Consider the following 22,331-nt stretch of genomic DNA (forward strand, 5'->3'; position numbering starts at 1 on the left):
ATAGCAACCGACGAAAGTACCGGCTTCATCTGATGTATCAGCTCTTTTTTAGAAGAAAACGATGGCTAGTTTTTTAGCACGGATCAGTGCGTCAAACTTGACAGTGGGAGTCATACCAACGCCCAAAACAGGGGCGACCTGAGCTCGCGAAGGGAGTCCAGCCGCAGTTTTTGCCGGCGTTCTGGCTTTTCTTGTTAACTGTACCTACCAAAATTTCCACCACGGCTTAGATACTCCAGGATGCGTGATTCGTAGTGTTTGGGGACCACTTTTATGGCCAGTTTTAGATATAGCAACAATCTCTAAAGTAATATCAATAGGCTCCTGGACATCGCTGGAGCCGTCCAGCCACACAAACTTATACAGATTCTCTTCTCGATACGGATCCGTTGCTTGTATGGGCTGTTCGTAAAACAATTTGTCCTCGAACTGGCCCTGGACGATTCTGAACATGTAGCCAACTGGCTGGCTTTGAGTATCAAGAAGCTTTAGCGTCAAGATTCCCGCGTCCGAACATGATGCATAGTTACCGTCATCTGTGCCTCGGACAATATCTTTAGTTTCGAAATAGGGGATCGCCGGGGGCGCTCCCTCTCCAGGAACAATTTCAAACTCCTCCGTCATTATCGCGAAGGAGCATGCGAATGCCGGCAACGGGGAAATAAAGATCAAAAATGTGAATAGTGCTCTTGGGATCATTTTCGATGTCTCAATCTACAGTTAACGCTTAAAACAGGGAGCAAGTTAGCGGCAAAGCCGCGCTGTTTAACTTGTCCCAATGATTTTTCTTGTTAGGTACTTAATGGTGCACCTCAAAAAGTACCACTGACTGTCCACTATCACCTGTCCAAAGGGATGCCGTCATTGCAACCCCATCCGGATACGAATCTACAGAAAACGATTCGGGGTTCTCAACACAGTGGTTGCAAAATTGGTGCTTCCAACGTGTAAAACACTCATTCACTGAAACCCATTCCAGTGGCTGACCGACTTCAGCACACACGAGTTCAATTGGACCAGCTTTTAATATTTCCTTTAGCTCATGTTTGGTCAGAGATTTGCTCCTTTCCAACCTAGAGATAATAGAACCAACGCTATCCCAAAGTTGCTCAATTGGTGTTTGCGAAACCAGCTTCATTCGATGGGTACCTAACGCCTGCATTTGCGGTTTGGGTGAAATGGCGGTTGTTTTGCGTGTTTTTGCAAAACAGGTGACAGTTTACCCAAATCCGGCAATATGCACTTGTTATGCATTTTTTACTAAACCTGACTCTAATGCAAAAGCCTCTAGCTTTGTATCTAGTTTATCTTGATCTTTGTAGAACTCGGTATCCAGTGCATCTAAGTCAGCAGGCCTATTGAGTTTACGAATTAGAGTCCAGCGCTCAATTTGACTTTTTGGCACTTGGTTAGAGCCAAATAATTGCTCTTTTGCTTGCCTTAATAATTTGACTGAGTTGGTTGCACCTAATTGAACTAGACCATGTTCAGCATTGCGGTAATGTTCAGCAGACGTATTATTAAAATACTGATCGAAACCTCCGTTGTATACTTCGCCACTTAGCACATTAACTGAGTAATAAAGCTTTTCATTATCTGAGAGTGCGCTAAAGCCACCATCCTGTTTATACACTTTGTCTACCAGCTCTCGCCAAAGCGCCCTATATGGACATGTTTTTTCTAGTTCTCTCTCTTTAGCGGCACGCTCTTTAGCCAAATCCATACTTTTGCGAGTGCCATTTTTACAGGGCATGCAAAGCCCGCCTGTACGCTCGGCGGTACTTGGCAAAACCATTGCCCCGCATTCTGTGCATGGAATCTTATCGCTCATCTCGACCCTTTGAGTGCATAACGCTAGATAGGTATACACAGACCATCTATCTGGATAAGAGGGCCATGTCTACCTATCACCCAAAATCAGATAGATCTCGCCCATGCCACTTTTCATTATTCAATTTTTATCATAACGGACTGGTCGCTAGGTTTTAACGAATGGCATCACAAAAGTGTTCAAAATCAGAGGCATCAGCTATCAGCGAGCTTCTTCACTCCTAACAAGCGCAACAGCAGGTTGCGTCCTGCGCGCATCATGGGGTAGCAAAGCTTGGCGAGTTTAGGGGATTTAAATAGAAAGAAGTTGAAGCGGTTAAACCAGCCTTTTTGCGTGCTGATCATCGCCATCACGTTAAGCGCATCGGCACCGTGGTAATTAACGCCTTCCAACTGCACCACCATGCCTTCATCAAGATCATAGCCCTGCGCGATTATCTCGCCAACACGGGGGTCGGGTTCACGGGCGGAGAGAGTTTCCAGGCCGCCAAATTGTTGCGACACGCGAACTGCTTGCGCGTAGCGTCGACAAACGGGGCATTCACCATCGTAGATTAACAGTACTTTTGCGGCAGACTTTTCCACACCATGCAATCCTGATTGAGCCAGAATAAGATCAGTAACTGACCATGAAGTTCACACCCGTTAAACAGCTTTGCGCGACGATAAGATCACCGTTAGTTGCCGTTAACCACCACAGGAAACATCAGTAACACGCCAACGATGGAGAGCAAACCCAATAAGATAAGGTTAAATAGGTTGGTATCGGTCTTCCGGCGCATCCGCCGTTTATTAAACAGCATAGAGATAATGCTAAGCCCGCAACACGCCCACAGCAGCATAAAGATCAGATCGCTGAGGCGTGGCAACCATTCAGTGCGTATATCGATCTGATGGTAACGTACCAGGCCGCTATTCATCTCTGGCTTGGCATATTGCACTAACACCAATACGCCAATGAAGGTGAGCCACCCGGCCAGTGACACCCATCCCACCATACGTGCCCAAATGTCTGGGCCTTTTCTTCTTTCTTCGGTCATTTTGTGGTTCTGCTGCACAAAAACTACGAACACCTAAATTTTAAAATCGCGGTATCTTACATGGTGTTAGACCTTAGATACGATGACCTATCCGGCAAAGTTAAAATTTTTTTGCTAACCAAGGCACTAACACTGCCTATTTTGACCAAGAAGCCGCCAAAAATGCCAGCAACCATTGACCGACTAGCTCGCCCTGATGTGCTTGATGCTGCGCGGCAACCGCCTTACAAAAATTGACTTCACCCACCATCTCTCGGCGCAGCGTCATTAAGGCCAGCAGATAGTCGGCGCTGAACTCCGGATGGCCCTGAAAGCATAACAGGTGCTCCCCCACGCTAAAGGCGGCGATTGGACAAAACTCATTACCCGCCAGTGGGATCGCATCTGCAGGCAAGTATTTAACCTGATCGCGATGACTAGCCAGCAACTGCAATTGTGGCGTGGCTAAGCGGGCAAGTCCTTGTTGTAACGGTTGTGGCCAAGCCTCGGCGGCAGCGCATTGATACGTCATCAACCCCACTCCCCAGCCTTTGTCTGCACGCCCCACCTGGCCACCGACCACCAAGGCCAGCAGTTGATGGCCAAAACAGATCCCCACGGTTGGCCGCTTCTCACTGACCAACTGCGACGCGAACGCCCTTAACCGCACTATCCAAGCATCATCAGCGAACGCATCGGCTTTGCTACCGGTAATCAGAAAACCATCATAGTCATCCAGAGATTTGGGGAACTGTTCGCTGCGCACATCAAAAATACTGATCTGCGCAGCTATCTTCAGTGACGCTGCCGCGCCACTGAGTAACCCATCAAACATCGCACCATAGCTGTGATAGCTGGGAAGCAGTTGCGGATAGAGGTGATCGGCATCCAGAATACAGAGTCGTAGTTCGCGGGATAAACACACAGTCGCAGCCATAAGGGTTCTTCATTTGGTCTCGAATAAAGCCAAGTTACGCCGCAGAGAACGTCGGGGCAAGCCGATCCGTGGTGCCATTTAGCACCACATCACCCAGATAAAACCATTCCTGATCAACAGATCAACGCTAATTAAGCTTGTGTTGTGATCACGGCTGGGTAACATAGAGCGTTCGCAAATAATTGCAGACTAAAGCTGACTAATCTGGAGTACCTGTTCAATGGCGCACGCGTCACTCGTTGAAGTCCTCAAAGGCAAATTTTCCGTAGGCTCGGAAGTCGTAGTTAAAGGTTGGGTACGCACCCGCCGTGACTCCAAAGCCGGTATCTCATTTATCGCACTGCATGATGGCTCATGCTTCGATACCTTGCAGGCGGTCGTGCCCAATAATTTGGACAATTACGAGAACGAAGTGCTCAAGCTCACTACCGGCTGCAGTGTTGCCATTACCGGGGAAGTGGTTGAGTCACCCGCCAAAGGGCAGGATTTTGAGCTCAATGCCACCGCCGTTGAGGTGATGGGCTGGGTTGAAGATCCAGACACCTATCCGATGGCAGCCAAACGCCACACCATCGAATACCTGCGCGAGCATGCGCATCTGCGTCCGCGCACTAACGTGATGGGTGCTGTCACCCGTGTACGTAGCTGTTTATCACAAGCGATCCATCGCTTCTTCCATGAACAGGGTTACAACTGGATAGCCACACCAATCATCACCGCTTCTGACTGTGAAGGTGCCGGTGAGATGTTCCGCGTATCTACGCTGGACATGGAAAACCTGCCACACACTGACAAAGGCACGGTTGATTACGACAAAGACTTCTTCGGCAAAGAGGCCTTTTTGACCGTATCGGGTCAGCTCAACGCAGAAACCTACGCCTGTGCCATGTCGAAGGTATATACCTTTGGCCCAACGTTCCGCGCAGAGAACTCAAACACCAGCCGTCACTTAGCTGAATTCTGGATGGTAGAGCCGGAAGTGGCGTTTGCCGACTTAGATGACGCCGCCAAACTGGCAGAAGATATGCTCAAGTATGTCTTCAAAGCGGTATTGGCTGAACGCGCTGACGACTTAGCCTTCTTCGACCAGCGCATCAGCAAAGGCACGATTGAGCGTTTACAGAAGTTGGCTGACGCTGATTTCGTACAGATCGATTACACCGACGCCATCGAGATCCTGGAGAAGTGCGGTAAGAAGTTCGAATACCCAGTATCTTGGGGTATCGATATGTCATCAGAGCACGAACGCTATCTGGCCGAAGAACACTTTGATGCACCAGTGATCGTTAAGAACTACCCGAAAGATATTAAAGCCTTCTACATGCGCCTAAATGACGACGGCAAGACCGTTGCGGCGATGGACGTATTGGCACCGGGTATCGGTGAGATCATCGGTGGCGCACAGCGTGAAGAGCGCCTTGACGTACTCGACGCCCGTATCGCTGAGATGGAAGACCAAGATCCCGCCGATTACAGCTGGTATCGCGATCTACGCCGCTACGGCACCGTACCTCACGCTGGCTTCGGTTTAGGCTTTGAGCGCTTGGTCGCTTACGTGACAGGCATGGGTAATGTTCGTGACGTAATCGCCTTCCCACGCTCACCGCGTAACGCTGAATACTAAGCGTTAAAAAACAATAAAAACGAAGGGCGCCGATTGGCGCCCTTTTTTTTGGCTGAGAATTTGAACTCTTGCAAAGAACTTCTTTCACCAGCCAAACACTAGGGTTTACTGCATTAGATTCGACTGGTTGCTGCAAAATTCGTCAAGTGGCATGATGCTTAAAATTTCCAGTCATTTACTAACTCTACTCATCGACTATTTTAGCCAATCATCACGGAGGATTTATGGCTCAAGAGTATATTGTTAAAAACGGAGATACACTTTGGGATATATCAGCAAAGCTTCTCGGTTCGCCTTTTGAGTGGCCACGCTTATGGCGCCACAACAACCGAAGAGATGTAATAAGTAAGACTGGTCGAGCAATCCGAAATCCAGATCTTATTTACCCTGGACAAAAGCTGCTTATCCCTACTTTATCAACTTCAACACCAAAGCCCCTTATTGATAAAGGAATGCAAAGACGTCAACCAGACAAACCTCTCAGTGAGATATTACCAACAATAAAGGCGCCAATTTCGTTAAGCTACAAACTTGATGATATTCAACAAGCTCCTATTATTTTACCGAATGCAATTGTCGAAGCTAAACTGAAAGGGACAGTCTCTTTATCAAGCATCGAATCATTTCCTGTGAACTACGTTGTTAACAAAAAGCAGGTCGAAGCAAAAATTACAGAGCAAGCAAACCACGCTTTTGGCTCACTGATGTCTGAAACAAAACTTGCTTTTGATAGTTCAAAAAACTCCCTAACATTAGGCTCAAAACTTGTGTCTAGAAGCACAACACCAAATGTACCAACAACAGCAGTAGGCATAGAATTGAGTTCAGATTCTCCAGTACCAAAACTGCAGTTTGAAATAACATTCCCCCAGCTAAAAGGCACTATCAATCAATTTCATTATCTAGCACAAAAAGTGACCTTTGTATTAGAAGTCACTCCCCGCACAGATGGTAGTGACCGCGGTACTGACAATCGGCATTCTCCTCAGCATGCACCGGTCAACGGAAATCAGTGGGATAAGATCTTTGCTATCGGCTTATTCACTGCAGCGACAGTGGTAGTTGTAGCCACAGTGATTGAAGATTATCTTACATTAGGGGCTGGAGTGGCTGATGATCCTGCCAGTTTCGCCCTAGCAGCAGGTATGTCTGCTAGGGGAGCAGTCCTGTGGTCATCAACACAGATGGTGGCACAACGCGTCGTTCTTCCAGCCATGGTAAGGTTAACAACTTCGGTCGTTCCTGCCGCCACTCTACGCTATGCACATTAAGTGAAATAGATGGAATTTAATAAATATTTCAAACTGATAGGATTAGTCGCCTTAGTCCTATCAGGATTACAAGGCTGCCAACCTTCACTATCCAATTCAGAGAAAGTGACCCATCTATCGGATAAATACAGTATTGAAATAAAAGCGGGTAACCCGGCACTCTTCTATACACAAGGTTATTCGCCCAAAGACGCTCTCCTAACCGATATTGAATTGACCCGGACGTCGCTTTCTCAAGCGTCAGAGGTGATCGAGGGCATGTCTCAAGCGTTAGGTATTTATCCTGACAAATTTGTGAACAAGTACATTGATGCAATCTTTATCGCTGGTGATATAAAAATTGAAGGTGCAGAAGCTGGCGGCACTTATGGTCCTAAGTGGATTATTTTATCAAATACTCCGGAGTGGAACGGCACCGGCGCTAATCACGAAAATGCACGCTACGCGGTGCACCACGAGCTCAGCTCCTTTGTGTTAGCCCGACACCCAGAAAGCAGGATTATTTGGCATAGTATGATGCCAGAGAGCTGGGCATCGGCAACTTCTGACTATAAAGCGCTTACAACGAGCAGCTCCCAACCAGTCAACTATCAGCAAGGTTTTCTTTCTAAGTATGCCGAAAGCTCTGTAGGTAATGACTTTAACGTTTATGCTGAACACGCTTTTGGCGATCCCAACAATCTCAAGGCATTAGCCTCAGAGCACGCCATTATTGCTCAGAAATTAGCAATCTTAATCAGTGTGTATATTAACGAAGAGCCTCAGCTAAAAAGCTATTTTAAAGAAACGGGATTAACCGCAGTCGCACAACCAGTTAACCAACTAGAGGTCTCATTTGATATTAATGTAGACAATATTAAACCGACTAAAGTAGAGCAATAACCTATAATGCTGCGTGATCGCCTTCCCACGCTCACCGCGTAACGCTGAATACTAAGCGTTAAAAAACAATAAAAACGAAGGGCGCCGATTGGCGCCCTTTTTGTCAGTAGAGATTCGGTTTTTACTCAGTCAGATCGAACTAAGAACATACTCATCACCAAAGCGAAATGGAGGAGAGTAAAAACAGCTATTCTCAATTGCCATTTCCTTCCCTCACTTTCCATTTTTAATGAAAATATCTTATTAAATGGGTTCCACCAAGGAGCAGTCGCTTTTCGGTCATGGGCGATGACCCAACCCCCTTTAAACAGGACATACATATAAAACGGATAGGTAATGATCAATATAAGCAACAAAAGATAAAACATAAGTCACTTCCCTTTATTCCGCATCGGCACGACTTAAGCTGAACCTAACAAGCCCAACGAATAATGTCCGCTCAGCAGCGCTGTTCCCTCTTTATCCATTAACCGAAACTGGCACTCTGCTGCGCTTGGCTCTGCAACATATTCAACAGTCAGCGCGTCGCTCGGCAGCGGCACCGGTCGATTAAACCGCACCGACATTTCACGGATAGCTTGCTGGTGATGGTTTTGCAGCTGTTCGTAACTGCGCACGAAGCTGCCGAAGCCATGGAGCACTTTGCCTTTAAACGGCGACTTCTCAGCCAGCGGGGTTACCCAGTGGATAGGATTAAGATCACCGGTCAGCAGGCCGAATTGCCAGCCGTCATTACTGGCAGCACGCCACTGCCCGGCACTGCGATAGTTCGGCGCCGCCGTGCTATCGGTGACAGAGGACTTTTTCTTTTTGTCGGGCTTAGTTAACAAAAACAGCGTTTCTATTTCCGCTTCCACCGCTTTCGGCTGCTCCATACTGCCAATGGTCAAGCGAAACCTTAAACTGGCACGCTGACCATCATCGTTCACCTCTATCACTTCGGAGCGGACGATAATGGCGACGTTACGGGGGAGCTGGTCAAACACTTTTACACTGCAGCCGCGATTGATCACTTTATGCAACGGGTAACGGCTCAGTTTGAGCTGTTCCGCCGTCACTGGCAGCGCAAATTGGGTAAACAGATGGGGCGGCAGGTCGTCAGCATAGCGGGCTGGATCGGCACCACACCAGCGGCAGTAATGGTTAACCAGACGCTGACTCGGGGGCGGCAAAATACGTTCGACGACCGGCCACTGCGGCGGATTTTCCGCTGGCCAGCTATCGGGGCGCATGGCACGGAAGGCGATACGCGCCAAGGTCGATAACATGGTGCCTTGTTCAAACAGCAAGGTGGCTGGAACCGTCACCGCACTACCTGTCGCAGGTGTAGCCATCAAATATGCTTCCCTTTGCTCCAACCGTCGGTCGCCAGCAGTTGTTCACCGGACATGACTGCGCCCTCTTCCAGCGTAGTCGCCATACTGTCATTCCAACGATTGAGATAACCAAACAGCGCAATAACGCCCATGATCTCGACGATCTCACCTTCGTCCCAGTGTTCGTGCATACGCTGTTGAATGGCCTCATCAACGGCATTAGGTACCGCTGATGCCGCGATGGTTAAGTCCAGCGCGGCGCGTTCCGCCTCGTTAAATGCGGGGTGAGTTCGGTATTCCCAAATATGTTGCAACTGCGCATCGTCTGCGCCATAACGCTCTGCGGCACGAATAGTATGCGCCTGACAATAACGACAACCCGTGGCATGACTGGAGACATACGCGATAAGCCGTTTGAGCGCACTGGTAACGCGGCCTTGGTTTTCCATCACCGCCATGTTCAGCTGAATGAAAGCTTTGGCAATGGCAGGCCGATGCTGCATGGTCAGTACGCTGTTGGGACAAAAACCCAGTGTTTCATTAAAAAACTCGGCGAGGGCTTTCACTTCGGGATTGGCATCTTGCGCCAAAGGCTGAACAAACGGCATCGGTATTCCCTTGTTGTTATTGTTTACTAGATAAACTGAGTAGCACTACTGCTTTGGCATGATCTGGCGCAGTAGGCTGTCTAAGGCGTTGGCAAACTGTTGTCGATCCGCCTGGTTCATCGGCGGTGGCCCACCCGTGTGTACGCCACTGCTACGGATCTGATCCATGAAATCACGCATATTCAGACGTTGACGAATGTTGTTGACGGTATAGCGCTCGCCGCGGGGATTAATGGCGTGAGCCTTGGCTTCAATCACTTCGGCCGCTAGCGGGATATCAGCGGTGATCACCAAGTCCCCTTCATCCAGCTGCGCAACAATGTAGTTGTCTGCCACATCAAAACCACTTTCAACCTGTACCGAGCGAATAAAACGCGACGGTGGCGTAGGCAGGTATTGATTACTCACCAATATCAGCGGCAGTTCTACCCGCTCTGCCGCCCGATATAGGATCTCTTTAATCACCTTGGGACACGCATCGGCATCCACCCAGATCTGCATCTTATCTGTCCTTTTTTACAGCAATGCCAGTGGCATCACCCTAAGCTTTTTAATACGGGCAACCACCAATCGTACTGATCGTCTCTGGAAAAACTACGCTCTAACACTGGCAATATTTCCTGATCCAACGTGCCGTTAGCCAGATAGCTCTGTAGTAACTTACAGCTCTGCATCGTCCAGGAAAACGAATTGGGATACTTAGCTAGCACGGGAGAGCACAACAGCTCATCCTGTGTCACCGCATCGCGATGCACCACCACGTTCAAAATGTCGTAGGCCAACATGTTGCTGTAAAGGTTGGTATGCGCGATAGCGCCTCTATCAAGCTGGGAAAACGCCTCCTCATAATGACCATCTTCCACGAGATCTTGCCAATCATCACGCGCACAGGCGCCTGCTCCACCGGGAAATGCAGAGATTAAACAGCAACCGGTCAGCATCGCCGCGAGCACGAGGCTCGCGGCGGCCTTTAAGCTAGCCATTAGGCTCACTTACTGTTCTCCTGATCTAGGCTTTCAGCATGGGGCAGCTCATGGGGTGGGATCGCTTTACCGTCGCCCTCGCCTTGCAGATAGAAATCCATCCAACGCATTAAGCGCAGGCTGTAATCATACTGTGCAGCCGCTTTACGATTGCCGTGGCCTTCGCCCGGATACCAGACAAGCCTCACAGGCGCTTTATTGAGGGTTTTCAAATACCGATACAGCTCTAATGACTGCGATGGATGGACACGAGGGTCGTCTTTACCATGCATGATAAGTAGCGGTGTACGGTGTTTTTGCGCGTGATATACCGGGCTACGCTCCAGCATGTCTTGCCAATGTTCCCACGGCCAGCTGCGGGCATGTACCAGATACATCTCGTTTGGAATATCTGTGGTACCAAACTTGGAGATAAGATCCGACACACCAACAAACATCACGCTGGCAGCAAAATGTTCAGATTGTGCAGTAGCACCCCATGCCGAGGCATAGCCGCCATAACTGCCACCGGTAATGCCCGCTTTATCGTTGTCGACTAAGCCTGCTGCAACCAACGCTTTCTTGGCATCAACCAGATCATCAAACTCTTTACCTGCGTAATCGTTCTGCCCAAGCATGGAGAATTTCACGCCTTTGCCCGTGCTGCCACGATAGTTAGGGAAGAAACTGACATACCCTTTGGCTGCGGCGACCTGTGCAGGATTCGAATATCGGTTCACCCAGCCATTAGAGATATGTGCTTCAGGGCCACCGTGAACAAACATGATCAATGGGTAGCGTTCACCTTCCTGATAGTTCAGCGGCAACACCAGCACACCGCCCAATGGCAAACCATCACGGGCGTTATAGGTAAAGGCTTTTTGCTCGGCCAGTTCCGCCTCTTCCAGCCACGGATTGCTCTGGGTCAGTCGTGCCACATCAGAAGCGACATCGGCTTTCAGGTAAAGCTCATTGGGATGAACCGGTGTGTCACCAATCAGCGCGATCTGGCCATCACCATTGACAGAAAAGCGGTGGAATATCGCTTTCCCAGTAGGAATAAGCGTACTTTGGCGTTGGCTATCGATATTGACCATGCCCAGTGTCGATTCTACCCCTGCATGACCAACATAGAGCGCCTGCTTATCGGTGAGCCAGCCAATTGCTTTGACATGCCCCATATAGTCAGGCAACAACTCTACTGGCTTGCCGCCTTTCACATCAGCGAGATACAAACGACCATCGGCGGGATCATGAATGCTTTCAGAGCCAATAAACAACAGGTGCTCGCCAGATGGAGACCACTCAGCCGTACCCATTTTGCCTTCGTGCACAATAGCCGCTAACAGCTTGCCCTGATCATCAGTGATCTTAAGGGTGCTCTTCATGTAGATATCGTCGATCGAAGAATTGGGTGACACTTTGAGTAACCAACGGCTACCGTCAGGGCTGAACTTGGCAAACAGCACATTGTCCTGACGCTCAATCATGCTCGCTTCGAGCTTTTCCTGGTTCAGGTCCAGCTTCCACAGGCGCGCTAATTCGCGTTCTTCCTCATAGACCTGCGCCTTAAAGCCTTTGGTTTTCAGCTTTTTATCACTGCCCGGTTTCTTCTCTCGCCCGACAAACAGGATCGTCTGCCCGTCAGGTGAAATATCATACTCACTGATATTGCGGCTGTGCTCATACAGCGGCTGGGCCTCGCCACCGTCGACAGGAATAGACCAGAGGGAAACAAATTTTTGCTCGCCGCGTTTGGCCAGAAAATAGAGGGTTTTACCATCCGCTGACCATTTCAGCCGTTTGACCACCACTTTGCCGGTAATAAAGGGACGCTTTACGCCCGCTTCATCGGTCATATAAAGGTGGTAATAGGGTTTGCCATCATCATCTTTATAGACGGTTCGCGGTACCTGCAGCACATACGCGATCTCTTTCCCCGCCGGTGATGCCGCCTGTTCAACCACCCGTTGAACTTTGCTTAGGTCTTCCAATGTCAATGGCGCGGCCTGGGCCAGCGAAGTCCAACAAAACACCAGAAGTAACCCAATTATTTTAATCATTATCTTCCCCTGTCAGTGATTAACAGCAACTGTTCCGCGCTTAGTCGCGCATTACTGCAAGATAAAAGCTGATTGGCCAAGACGCCACTCGTTAAACGGCTCTCGAGCAAAATAGTAGCAAGCCAACATGGAAAAAAAATGTTCCGCCATGTGACTAATCAGACAGTTATACCAATTGATAGTCGATGGTACACTGAGCGAACCTGATTTTCCCGATGAGAGTCTCAATGTCTTTTATTACCCAGTTTCGTATCGTCGTTGCATCACTCGGCTTCATCACGGCCTTACCCTTGATGGCTGAAAATGCAGTCGAACTTCCCATGCCCAATTGGCAACTGATCGCCTCACCTGCTGCAGGCGAGATCAAATATCAACATCTGAAAGAGTACGATGATGAGTTGCTACTGCTTACCGGTTATCTAGACCATGGCGCGGCTTACGCTGAACTGGTAGATCGGGGGCATAACGAGCAACGGATTAACTTGATCACGGCGACACTGCGTCCCTACGCACAAACCGACCCTCAGGCGGAACAGCTTTTGGCAACCATGGCCCATTGGCGCGCCTTTGCCAAATTCCAAACAATGATGGAGCAAGTGGGTGATAGTCAGGATCCAGCGATCCGCGAACAGTTAATGAGCACCTATAAATCGGCGTTAAACTCCCCTGAAGAGCAAAGAGCGCTGCAAGATTTTCAAAATGGCTGCGACATTGATAATTACCTACCAGCTTGCCTGTCCTATTTGGCCAGTCTGAACGAGCAAACCATGTTGTGCATTATGGATACAGCAGGATGCAGTATTATCATGCAACAGTTAGCGCACACCGAACAGCAACTGATTAAAGTGGCCAGCACAGATTATGAAAGTGCCAATGTAGCGACCACGCTAAAACCAGAGTTAGCTGCGATTATCGCTATGGTTTACCGCGGTGACTTGCTACCTATTCCGCCACAGGCCATTAGCGAATTTGACTTCCCAAGGGATGAACAGCAAGCGCAAGCTTGGCAAGCAAAAGCGGAGCAATAAGCGCTGTTCAGCAGATAAAGCAAAATAAAAAAGGCAGCCCAATGGCTGCCTTTTTTTATGTCACGCTTTGCTACGAAAGAAGCTAAGCAGCGAACACTATCAGTAATAGGTGAAGAAATCGTCGCTATGCAATAAAGGCGCAGCCGGAGCCTCTTGCGCTACCGTGCCTAGGTAAAGGAAACCAACAATCTCTTCATCGGTGCCCAAAGAAAATGCCTTTGCCACATCAGGGTGATGAGAGAGTTCACCGGAGCGCCACATGGCGCCAAAGTCTTGCGCAAACGCCGCTTGTTGCATCGCCATCATTGCACAACCGGCAGACAAGACTTGCTCTGAACGGGGCACATTGGCATGGGGTGTTGGTGACGCAATACCGACAATAATCATCGGCGCACGCAGAGGCATCTGTTTCGCGCGTGCGATTTTGTCTTCGGGCGCGCCGGCTGCAGTAGCAATATCAGCAAATAACTGGCCTAAGCGCGCTAAACCATCACCCTCTACGATAACGAAGCGCCACGGCTTTAAGCGACCATGATCAGGAACGCGCAATGCCGCCTGAAAAATGTTCTCTAAAGTCTGCCCTGTGGGTGCAGGTGCTTTAAGTTTCGGATGAGAACAGCGGTTAAGAAGAAGATTAATTACATCCATGGCAATTCACCAATCATTAAACTAGGGGGTCAAGGTACCAGATCGCTTTCAACGAGACTAGAGAGAGCAATAGGGTTTTCAATGTGTTGAGCTGATTAATACGAGATACCCCACACTTCGCTGCAAATACTTACATAATGTTAACAAGTCTGTGCATTTTCCATGACAAACAGCAGGTGAACATTAGCTATCACTAACAATGGAGACCTCTATTCAAACAGCGAGCAACCCGACGGTAACCCGCTGTCGCCTGTCTATGCGAACCATTAGTTCTGCGATTTCATCACCGAACGATGCACCCAATAATCGACACTGGTATAGCGACCGCCGCCGGTAAAGAACAAAGACAGCAACATCACAAAATAGGTAATGGCAAACTCGATACCGTTGTTAAGCACAACAAAGCTGCCACTCGAACTTAACCACTCGTAATTGCCATGTTCCTGCAGAATCTCTTTCGCGATGGCCAATTTCTGCGCGGATTCCGCCACCTGTTCACTTGCCAACCAACTGTTGGGATCAGCGATCGCCAGCCAACCATTAGGCCAATGTACGCTAAACGCCGCCACTAGCATGGTCACCATCAGAGGGATAGACACCCAGCGCACCAAAATGCCGGGGATCAGCAAAATGCCACCGATAAACTCTGCAGCGATCGCCAGACTGGCCAGCAATAAAGGAAACGGCAAACCCAACCCCCATTCGCTGTTCCCAAACCATTCAACAACGCCGTCAAAGCCCTGTATTTTATTCCACCCTGCTTGGATCATCACGGGCGCGAGATAGAGACGGAGTAACAGGGGCGCAAGGCCATCAATTTGTGAAATTCCCTTCCAGACATTATCTACTGGTGTATAAAGCTGCTTGACGCCCATGGCTCGGTTTCCTCAACTATTTGAATTTGCTATCTACTAAGGATAGACAGGCAAACCCAAGATAATATTTCAACAATTTGTAGCAGCATGGATGGTAAGACTTCTAGACGTCTAAAACTGATTCAGTTAGACTCGTTCTAATTTAGGGCGGTTTACGCCCTTTTTAGTCACTGAACAGTTGCTAGACGTACAGGTTAAAGCTCATGCCGATCCGAATTCCAGACGAGCTCCCCGCAGCCAATATTCTCAAACAGGAGAATATTTTCATCATGCCCGCCTCTCGTGCGGAGCATCAGGACATTCGTCCACTGCGTGTGTTGATCCTTAATCTCATGCCGAAGAAGATCGAAACCGAAACTCAGCTGCTACGTTTACTTTCAAACAGCGCGCTGCAGATAGATGTCGAACTATTGCGCATCGATGATCGCCCGTCGAAGAACACGCCAAAAGAGCACTTGGATGCCTTCTACCGCAGCTTTGAAGAGATTAAAGATAACTGCTACGACGGCTTTATTATTACTGGCGCACCGTTAGGTCAGATAGCGTTTGAAGAGGTGCATTATTGGGAACGGATGCAAACCATCATGGATTGGTCAAAAAGCCATGTTGTCAGCACCATTTTCCTCTGCTGGGCAGCCCACGCAGCACTAAGCCACTTCTATGGTTTACAACGCCATCTGCGCGAGGAGAAATTGTCTGGTGTTTATGAACATCAGGTGCGTGAAGCGGCTAAAGACCACCCGTTGTTACGTGGCTTTGATGAATTTTTCTATGCGCCCCACAGCCGCTACGCCGAAGTCAGAGTAAAAGCGATTGATGAGCATCCTGAGCTGGAGGTGTTGGTTGACTCCGAAAAAGCCGGTTTATACCTGCTAGGTTCGAAAGATGGCCGACAGTTTTTTGTTACTGGCCATCCAGAATATGATGCCAATACCATTGATGATGAATACCGCCGCGATCTTGATGCCGGGATAGACCCGCAGGTCCCGGAAAATTATTACGCTGATAACGATCCAAACCAGCCATACAAGGTGCGCTGGCGCAGCCATGGTAATCTGCTATTTACCAACTGGCTCAACTACCATGTTTATCAGCTCACCCCGTTTAATCTAAACGAAGCGTCTTTGGTTGCATTAAGCCAAGCCCACGCCGAATCGTTATAGGAAGCAGAAGTTTGAACAGAATAGAACGTATTCAGGCACTGGAAACCACACTCAAGCAACGTATTGCCGTTATTGACGGCGGTATGGGCACCATGATCCAGAATCAAAAGCTGGAAGAAGCTGACTATCGTGGTGCACGTTTCGCTGACTGGCCATCGGATGTCAAAGGCAATAACGATCTGCTGGTACTGACCCAGCCCGAGCTCATCTACAACATCCATCGGCAATACCTAGAGGCCGGTGCCGATATCCTCGAAACCAACAGTTTTAATGCTACCAGTATCGCCATGGCCGACTACGACATGGAATCTCTGGTGGTGGAGATCAATCGCGAGAGCGCCCGCTTGGCACGCCAAGCGGCAGACGATGTCGCCGCGGAAACAGGTATTCCTCGCTATGTTGCTGGTGTTTTAGGCCCAACTAACCGTACCGCGTCTATCTCACCGGATGTGAATGACCCCGGGTTCCGCAATACCAGCTTTGATGAGCTGGTTGAGGCTTATATTGAAGCAACAAACGCTTTGATTGATGGTGGTTCGGACCTGATCTTAATCGAAACGGTGTTCGATACATTAAACGCCAAAGCCGCGATTTTTGCCGTACAAACGGTGTTTGAGCAGATCGGTTACGAATTGCCGATCATGATCTCCGGCACCATCACCGATGCCTCTGGCCGTACTTTGTCAGGCCAAACCACTGAAGCCTTTTATCATTCCCTGCGCCACGCTAAGCCGATCTCATTTGGCTTGAACTGCGCCTTGGGCCCCAAAGAGCTGCGCCAATACGTGCGTGATCTGTCACAGATCTCCGAGACCTTTGTCTCTGTGCATCCCAACGCTGGTTTGCCAAATGCCTTCGGTGAGTATGATCTTGACCCGGCAGAGATGGCCGAACATATCAAAGAGTGGGCAGAATCTGGCTTAGTTAACCTGGTCGGTGGCTGCTGTGGTACCACGCCAGAACATATCCGAGCCATGGCGGACGCCGTTGCTGGCGTCGAGCCTCGTCCACTACCCGAACTGGACATCGCCTGCCGGCTGTCCGGTCTAGAGCCGCTGGTAATAGATAAAGACACGCTGTTTGTAAATGTCGGTGAGCGCACCAACGTCACCGGCTCTGCCATGTTTAAACGCCTGATCAAAGAGGAGCAATATGAAACAGCCCTCGATGTGGCCAAGCAGCAAGTGGAGAACGGCGCTCAGATCATCGATATAAATATGGATGAAGGGATGCTCGACGCTGAAGCGTGTATGGAGCGCTTTCTGAAGTTAATCGCTGCCGAGCCCGATATCGCCCGCGTACCTGTGATGATCGACTCTTCAAAATGGGAAGTGCTGGAAGCAGGCCTGAAATGCATTCAAGGCAAAGGCGTTGTTAACTCCATCTCCATGAAGGAAGGTGAAGAAAAGTTCATCGAACAAGCGGTATTGCTGCGCAAATATGGTGCCGCAGTGATCGTGATGGCGTTCGATGAGGTGGGTCAAGCGGATACACGCGAACGCAAGTTCGAGATCTGTCAGCGCGCCTATAATGTACTGGTTAACAAAGTTGGCTTCCCGCCAGAAGATATCATCTTCGATCCCAATATCTTCGCCGTCGCTACCGGTATTGATGAACATAACAACTACGCCGTGGACTTTATTGAAGCCACTGCAGACATCAAGCAACACCTGCCCCATGCGATGATCTCTGGTGGTGTATCTAACGTCTCGTTCTCATTCCGTGGTAACAACCCGGTACGAGAAGCGATCCACGCGGTATTCCTGTATCACGCCATTAAAAATGGCATGGACATGGGTATCGTGAACGCGGGTCAATTGGAGATCTACGAAGAGATCCCGCCAAAGCTGAGGGATGCCGTAGAAGATGTGGTTCTGAACCGCACACCTGATGGTACTGAAAACCTATTAGCTATCGCCGATGAGTATCGCGACAGCGGCGCCGCCAAAGAAGATGATGTCGCTGCAGAGTGGCGCGGTTGGGAGGTTGCCAAGCGTCTTGAACATGCGCTGGTTAAAGGTATAACCGACTTTATCGAAGAAGATACAGAAGAGGCACGCCAACAAGCCGAACGTCCACTGCACGTGATTGAAGGGCCATTGATGGATGGCATGAATGTAGTCGGTGATCTGTTTGGTGAAGGTAAGATGTTCCTGCCACAGGTGGTAAAATCCGCCCGTGTGATGAAACGTGCGGTTGCCTACCTAGAACCCTATATCGAAGCAGAAAAAGATGAAGGCCAGACCAACGGCAAGATCTTAATGGCGACCGTAAAAGGCGATGTTCACGACATCGGCAAAAACATTGTCGGCGTGGTACTGCAGTGTAACAACTACGAAGTGATCGATCTTGGCGTCATGGTACCTGCAGATAAAATCTTGCAAGTAGCAAAAGATGAAAACGTCGATATTATTGGTCTTTCCGGCCTGATCACCCCCTCACTCGATGAGATGGTGCATATGGCAAAAGAGATGCAACGTCAGGGCTTTGACCTACCGCTGATGATCGGTGGTGCCACAACTTCTAAAGCTCACACCGCGGTAAAAATAGAACAAAACTACGATGAACCTGTCGTCTATGTCTCCAATGCATCGCGCGCCGTTGGTGTAGCCAGTCAGTTATTAAGTGCCGAGCATAAACCAGCCTTTAGCCAACGCCTGGCTGAAGAGTACGACACCGTTCGCCTGCAACATGCTCGCAAACAGGGTCAAACCAAGTCGGTGTCATTGGCGGCAGCACGTGCTAACCAATTCACCACAGACTGGGAAAACTACACACCGCCCGTACCCAAGCAATTGGGAGTAACGGTTCTCGAACAGGTCGATCTCAGCCTACTACGTGACTATATCGACTGGACGCCGTTCTTTATGACCTGGCAGATGAAGGGCAAATACCCGAGCATCTTTACTGAAGATGAACAGGGACAGGAAGCCAAGCGGATCTTCGATGATGCCAACGCGCTGATCGATCAAGTGATCGCTGATGGCTCACTTAAAGCCGCTGGTGTACTGGGCCTGTTCCCAGCGAACAGTGACGGTGACGACATTCAGGTCTACAGCAACGACGAACGGACTGAGGTCGTGCATACCCTGTATAACTTGCGCCAGCAAGGACAGAAGCGCTCAGGACAGTTCAACTATTGTGTTTCTGACTTTGTAGCACCGAAATCCAGTGGTAAAGCCGACTATATCGGCGGCTTCGCAGTCACCGCTGGTATCGGTGAGGATGAGCTGGCCAAGTTCTATGAAGCTCAGCATGACGACTATAAAGCGATCATGGTCAAAGCCGTCGCAGATCGTCTGGCGGAAGCCTTTGCTGAATATCTCCACCAGCAAGTACGCAAGGTCTATTGGGGCTACGCCCCGGATGAAGTCCTTAACAATGACGACTTGATCCGCGAGAAATACCAAGGTATTCGCCCTGCCCCCGGTTACCCGGCAAATCCCGAACACACAGAGAAAGCGACACTGTGGAAGCTACTGGACGCAGAAAACGCCACGGGTATTAAACTGACAGAAAACTTCGCCATGTGGCCTGGCGCAGCCGTATCAGGCTGGTATATATCGCATCCTGAGAGCAAATATTTTGCTGTGGCTCAGATCCAACAAGATCAAGCGGATGACTATATGCAGAGAAAAGGCTGGGACAAAGAGACTGCGGACCGCTGGTTAGCCCCCAACCTGTTTAGTTAAGATTTGGACTGAATGCGAAAGCCCTGTTGATTTAACAGGGCTTTTATTTTTTCGGCACGATACAGCCTCAGAAACTGTCAGATAACTTTACAAAACAAGTGTTACGTCACGAATAGTGAGTAAACAACATAAAAAATAAAGTTATGTATCACAGAATAACAGTTTGGTAACATGTACGAGTCTATCGAATGTGCCTAAGGACTTGCGCATGAATTCTCAATCTTTCAAAGCTATTTTCAAGACTTTTTGTTTTTCCAGCTCTCTTGTTGTTTGTGGTGTAGCTAGCGCTAGCCCAATGAGCACGTACAACCTTATTTTGCAGCAGGATTACAACTTCGAGGGCGGTGACGTTGAAGGACGTACGCTAGTCGGCGGTAATCTAAATGCCGAAGGTTTCGGCGCAGTCTTCGGCTCACGTATTACCGAAGATGGTGATGCCCTGTCTGTCGTTGGAGACATCACGGCAACAAATCTGACCATAGAGCGCGGCGATGTGCGTCATGCTGGCAACCTGAACGTTGGCAATATCAATATGAACGGCGGTGGCACTGTTAATTATGATGCTAGCTTCAATATTGACAGCATTGTGAGTGAGCTAAATTCTGAGTCTTCGTTCTATGCTGGATTAAGCGAAAATGCCAGTTTCAACAGCGTAACAAAAACATTCGAATACGATGGTACGGACGCTCTGGCAGTATTTGATGTCAGCGCTGCAGATATCTTCGCCCAGAACTCCAGCCTATCACTAGACTACGGCTTAGCTGAGACAGTCATTATCAACGTTTCTGGCGCAGATATTCTAGTAGAAGGAGGCGTTAACCTGGTTGATGGCTTCCGCCCCTACGAGTTTGGTGCAGAAAACATCCTTTGGAACTTCTACGAAGCCGATTCAGTCAATTTTAATAGTATCGCTATGTCCGGCTCAGTGCTTGCTATTGGTGCGGATGTGAGTGGTGGCGCAGTATTCGACGGTAGCGTTGCAGCTAAATCATATACCGGCGGACGGGAGTTTCATCAGTTCCTATTCAACCCGCCAACGGTTGAAGTACCCACGCCAGCTACTTTTGCATTTATGCTTTTGGCTTGCTTTGGTGGTCTAGTACTGCGTCGTCAATCATAATCGATTCGGTTAAGGCAAACGTAAAAGGCTCCTCGCGGAGCCTTTTTTGATCCTGCATGTTGCAGTGGCTTCAATACCATGCCCAGCATAACTGGACGCCCCTAAACCAGTTAACTAAATTTAAGTCACCTCTCCTCGTCAAAAAGAAGCGCTGCTGCCTGATGTTTAACTGGCTAAAGAAATCAAAAAAAGCACCGGCCAGCGGCAAAATCGTGCGAAAACGTAGTGGTTCAGGTTCCGTAGCAAACACAATAAAAAAGCCCACAGAAGCGGAAAATAAACTTCGCCGCTTAGGCGTACTAAAACAAAGTGAACAAGACACGGTACGGGAGATAAGAAAGTATATTCGCAATCATCCAAAACAGGCCGCACAGCTAATTAAACTGTGGTTGGAGATGGCCGAGCAACGAGCAAGAGCAGATAAAAAAGACTAAGCGCCGACTCACCTAATGTCACTAGTGCACCACGATATTTAAGTATTAATATTAGAAATCAACATTGATACGAGATCGGCATTAGAATCAGTACCCATTATCTGGCCAAAGTTAGCTTATAACTCACTGCCTAAGCCCGCATCCGCTTCAAATATACCGGCAATAAATACCTTATAATCAGCTTCACTGTTGCTATGGCAATAGTAATAATTTGGTTCATTTTCACTTGCTATGCAGTTGAACATGAGCAGACTTTTAACAGTGACTATTTTTCTATAAGCGACGACAATCAAACTATCAGTTAAGGTATCAACACCCCCCAGCTTTAGAAGTCATCTACAGCGCCGCCAAAGTTCTACTTATTCACAACACAATGCCATGTTGATGGAATATGGTTAAAGCCTTCCGTTACTTCGCCACCAATAATTTAGATATTGCTTTATCAGCCGTCTAATGGAGCCTGCAAGCACCAATAAACCCGCCCGCATCAGCGCATTCGCAAATCTTATTCGGCTGATGCCTTAGCTCTAGCCCTGTGTCAGCAATGACAGTCTCACCTAACCAGGTTTTTCTGGGATACCGGGGGTAGCATCGTCGCCAACCTGTCTTTCCCTCTTGAATTTGTCGGAGCATTGCACAAAATCATCCAATTAATGATACCGAACAAGGAAATGTTCAATATAAAATTTTAATACGCGCATAATAAATTAGATAACGACGTAAATAACAATGTAAATAACAACGCAAGATATAAACCCTTAATTACACCGGCGCCGCTTATTAGCAATTAATTAAACCTTATTTAAATAAACGCATGTAAATTAATAAACCTAGTACTAATTAAACAGATGCTCACCCC

General features: G+C 48.7%; 20 protein-coding genes. 8 read left to right on the top strand and 12 right to left on the bottom strand.

All coding sequences use genetic code 11. The features are described from left to right. Nucleotides 1-204 precede the first annotated feature (204 nt). The 5 genes from EXY25_RS04830 to EXY25_RS04850 all read right to left on the bottom strand — a co-directional run bounded on the left by EXY25_RS04830 (nt 205) and on the right by EXY25_RS04850 (nt 3,786). On the bottom strand, nt 205-699 hold the full coding sequence (locus tag EXY25_RS04830; protein WP_130565904.1) for a hypothetical protein: 495 nt from the start codon (nt 697-699) through the stop codon (nt 205-207). A gap of 547 nt (nt 700-1,246) precedes the next feature. Beyond that, complete coding sequence (locus EXY25_RS04835) at nt 1,247-1,831, bottom strand: DMP19 family protein (protein WP_130565905.1); 585 nt, start codon at nt 1,829-1,831, stop codon at nt 1,247-1,249. A 194-nt stretch (nt 1,832-2,025) separates the two neighbouring features. Next, nucleotides 2,026-2,415: a DCC1-like thiol-disulfide oxidoreductase family protein gene (locus tag EXY25_RS04840; protein WP_130565906.1), complete on the bottom strand. Its 390-nt coding sequence runs from the start codon at nt 2,413-2,415 to the stop codon at nt 2,026-2,028. A gap of 92 nt (nt 2,416-2,507) precedes the next feature. Then, a complete protein-coding gene (locus EXY25_RS04845; protein WP_114337927.1) occupies nt 2,508-2,870 on the bottom strand; it encodes a hypothetical protein in 363 nt (120 codons plus the stop codon). Nucleotides 2,871-3,006: 136 nt separating this feature from the next. Next, nucleotides 3,007-3,786, bottom strand: a complete 780-nt coding sequence (locus EXY25_RS04850; RefSeq protein ID WP_130565907.1) for a glutamine amidotransferase-related protein — start codon at nt 3,784-3,786, stop codon at nt 3,007-3,009. Between the two features lie 220 nt (nt 3,787-4,006). Here EXY25_RS04850 and asnS point away from each other — a divergent pair, with 220 nt between their 5' ends. From asnS to EXY25_RS04865, 3 genes are all read left to right on the top strand, one after another. Then, on the top strand, nt 4,007-5,410 hold the full coding sequence (gene asnS / locus EXY25_RS04855; RefSeq protein WP_130565908.1) for an asparagine--tRNA ligase: 1,404 nt from the start codon (nt 4,007-4,009) through the stop codon (nt 5,408-5,410). Nucleotides 5,411-5,634: 224 nt separating this feature from the next. Beyond that, nucleotides 5,635-6,681, top strand: a complete 1,047-nt coding sequence (locus EXY25_RS04860; protein WP_130565909.1) for a LysM peptidoglycan-binding domain-containing protein — start codon at nt 5,635-5,637, stop codon at nt 6,679-6,681. A 9-nt stretch (nt 6,682-6,690) separates the two neighbouring features. Next, a complete protein-coding gene (locus tag EXY25_RS04865; protein WP_130565910.1) occupies nt 6,691-7,563 on the top strand; it encodes a zinc-binding metallopeptidase in 873 nt (290 codons plus the stop codon). Between the two features lie 401 nt (nt 7,564-7,964). Here the strand turns inward: EXY25_RS04865 and EXY25_RS04870 are convergent, their stop codons facing one another. Genes EXY25_RS04870 through EXY25_RS04890 form a run of 5 tightly spaced genes read right to left on the bottom strand, consistent with a single transcriptional unit; the run spans nt 7,965 to nt 12,512 of the window. Continuing rightward, nucleotides 7,965-8,897 carry a MaoC/PaaZ C-terminal domain-containing protein gene (locus tag EXY25_RS04870; RefSeq protein ID WP_130565911.1) on the bottom strand — a complete coding sequence of 311 codons (933 nt, stop codon included), beginning with the start codon at nt 8,895-8,897 and terminating at the stop codon, nt 7,965-7,967. Beyond that, nucleotides 8,897-9,487, bottom strand: a complete 591-nt coding sequence (locus tag EXY25_RS04875) for a carboxymuconolactone decarboxylase family protein (protein ID WP_114337922.1) — start codon at nt 9,485-9,487, stop codon at nt 8,897-8,899. Before EXY25_RS04875 ends, EXY25_RS04870 begins: the two co-directional genes overlap by 1 nt. A 45-nt stretch (nt 9,488-9,532) precedes the next feature. Continuing rightward, entirely contained in the window at nt 9,533-9,988 is a 456-nt protein-coding gene (locus tag EXY25_RS04880; protein WP_114337921.1) for a YaiI/YqxD family protein, read from the bottom strand. A gap of 35 nt (nt 9,989-10,023) precedes the next feature. Beyond that, complete coding sequence (locus EXY25_RS04885) at nt 10,024-10,470, bottom strand: hypothetical protein (RefSeq protein WP_130565912.1); 447 nt, start codon at nt 10,468-10,470, stop codon at nt 10,024-10,026. Between the two features lie 5 nt (nt 10,471-10,475). Further along, the gene (locus EXY25_RS04890) at nt 10,476-12,512 is read right to left on the bottom strand and encodes a S9 family peptidase (protein WP_130565913.1); all 2,037 of its coding nucleotides are present in this window, start codon (nt 12,510-12,512) and stop codon (nt 10,476-10,478) included. Between the two features lie 227 nt (nt 12,513-12,739). Between EXY25_RS04890 and EXY25_RS04895 the strand changes: the two genes are divergently transcribed. Then, complete coding sequence (locus EXY25_RS04895) at nt 12,740-13,540, top strand: hypothetical protein (RefSeq protein ID WP_130565914.1); 801 nt, start codon at nt 12,740-12,742, stop codon at nt 13,538-13,540. Nucleotides 13,541-13,639: 99 nt separating this feature from the next. Here EXY25_RS04895 and EXY25_RS04900 read toward each other — a convergent pair whose 3' ends face one another. Continuing rightward, nucleotides 13,640-14,188 (bottom strand): NAD(P)H nitroreductase, encoded by a 549-nt coding sequence (locus EXY25_RS04900; RefSeq protein WP_114337917.1) that lies wholly within the window; start codon nt 14,186-14,188, stop codon nt 13,640-13,642. A gap of 266 nt (nt 14,189-14,454) precedes the next feature. Next, nucleotides 14,455-15,063 (bottom strand): HvfX family Cu-binding RiPP maturation protein, encoded by a 609-nt coding sequence (locus tag EXY25_RS04905; protein ID WP_114337916.1) that lies wholly within the window; start codon nt 15,061-15,063, stop codon nt 14,455-14,457. Nucleotides 15,064-15,266: 203 nt separating this feature from the next. On the opposite strand from EXY25_RS04905, the gene metA reads away from it, so the two are divergent. The 4 genes from metA to EXY25_RS04925 all read left to right on the top strand — a co-directional run bounded on the left by metA (nt 15,267) and on the right by EXY25_RS04925 (nt 21,472). Continuing rightward, nucleotides 15,267-16,226, top strand: a complete 960-nt coding sequence (gene metA, locus EXY25_RS04910) for a homoserine O-acetyltransferase MetA (protein ID WP_114337915.1) — start codon at nt 15,267-15,269, stop codon at nt 16,224-16,226. Nucleotides 16,227-16,237: 11 nt separating this feature from the next. Further along, nucleotides 16,238-19,918: a methionine synthase gene (gene metH, locus EXY25_RS04915; protein ID WP_207232105.1), complete on the top strand. Its 3,681-nt coding sequence runs from the start codon at nt 16,238-16,240 to the stop codon at nt 19,916-19,918. Nucleotides 19,919-20,213: 295 nt separating this feature from the next. Then, nucleotides 20,214-21,038 (top strand): choice-of-anchor A family protein, encoded by an 825-nt coding sequence (locus EXY25_RS04920; protein WP_158538004.1) that lies wholly within the window; start codon nt 20,214-20,216, stop codon nt 21,036-21,038. A gap of 161 nt (nt 21,039-21,199) precedes the next feature. After that, the gene (locus tag EXY25_RS04925; RefSeq protein WP_130565916.1) at nt 21,200-21,472 is read left to right on the top strand and encodes a hypothetical protein; all 273 of its coding nucleotides are present in this window, start codon (nt 21,200-21,202) and stop codon (nt 21,470-21,472) included. The last annotated feature ends 859 nt before the right edge of the window (nt 21,473-22,331 follow it).

This window comes from Corallincola spongiicola, from assembly GCF_004284785.1.
Taxonomy (GTDB): domain Bacteria; phylum Pseudomonadota; class Gammaproteobacteria; order Enterobacterales; family Neiellaceae; genus Corallincola; species Corallincola holothuriorum.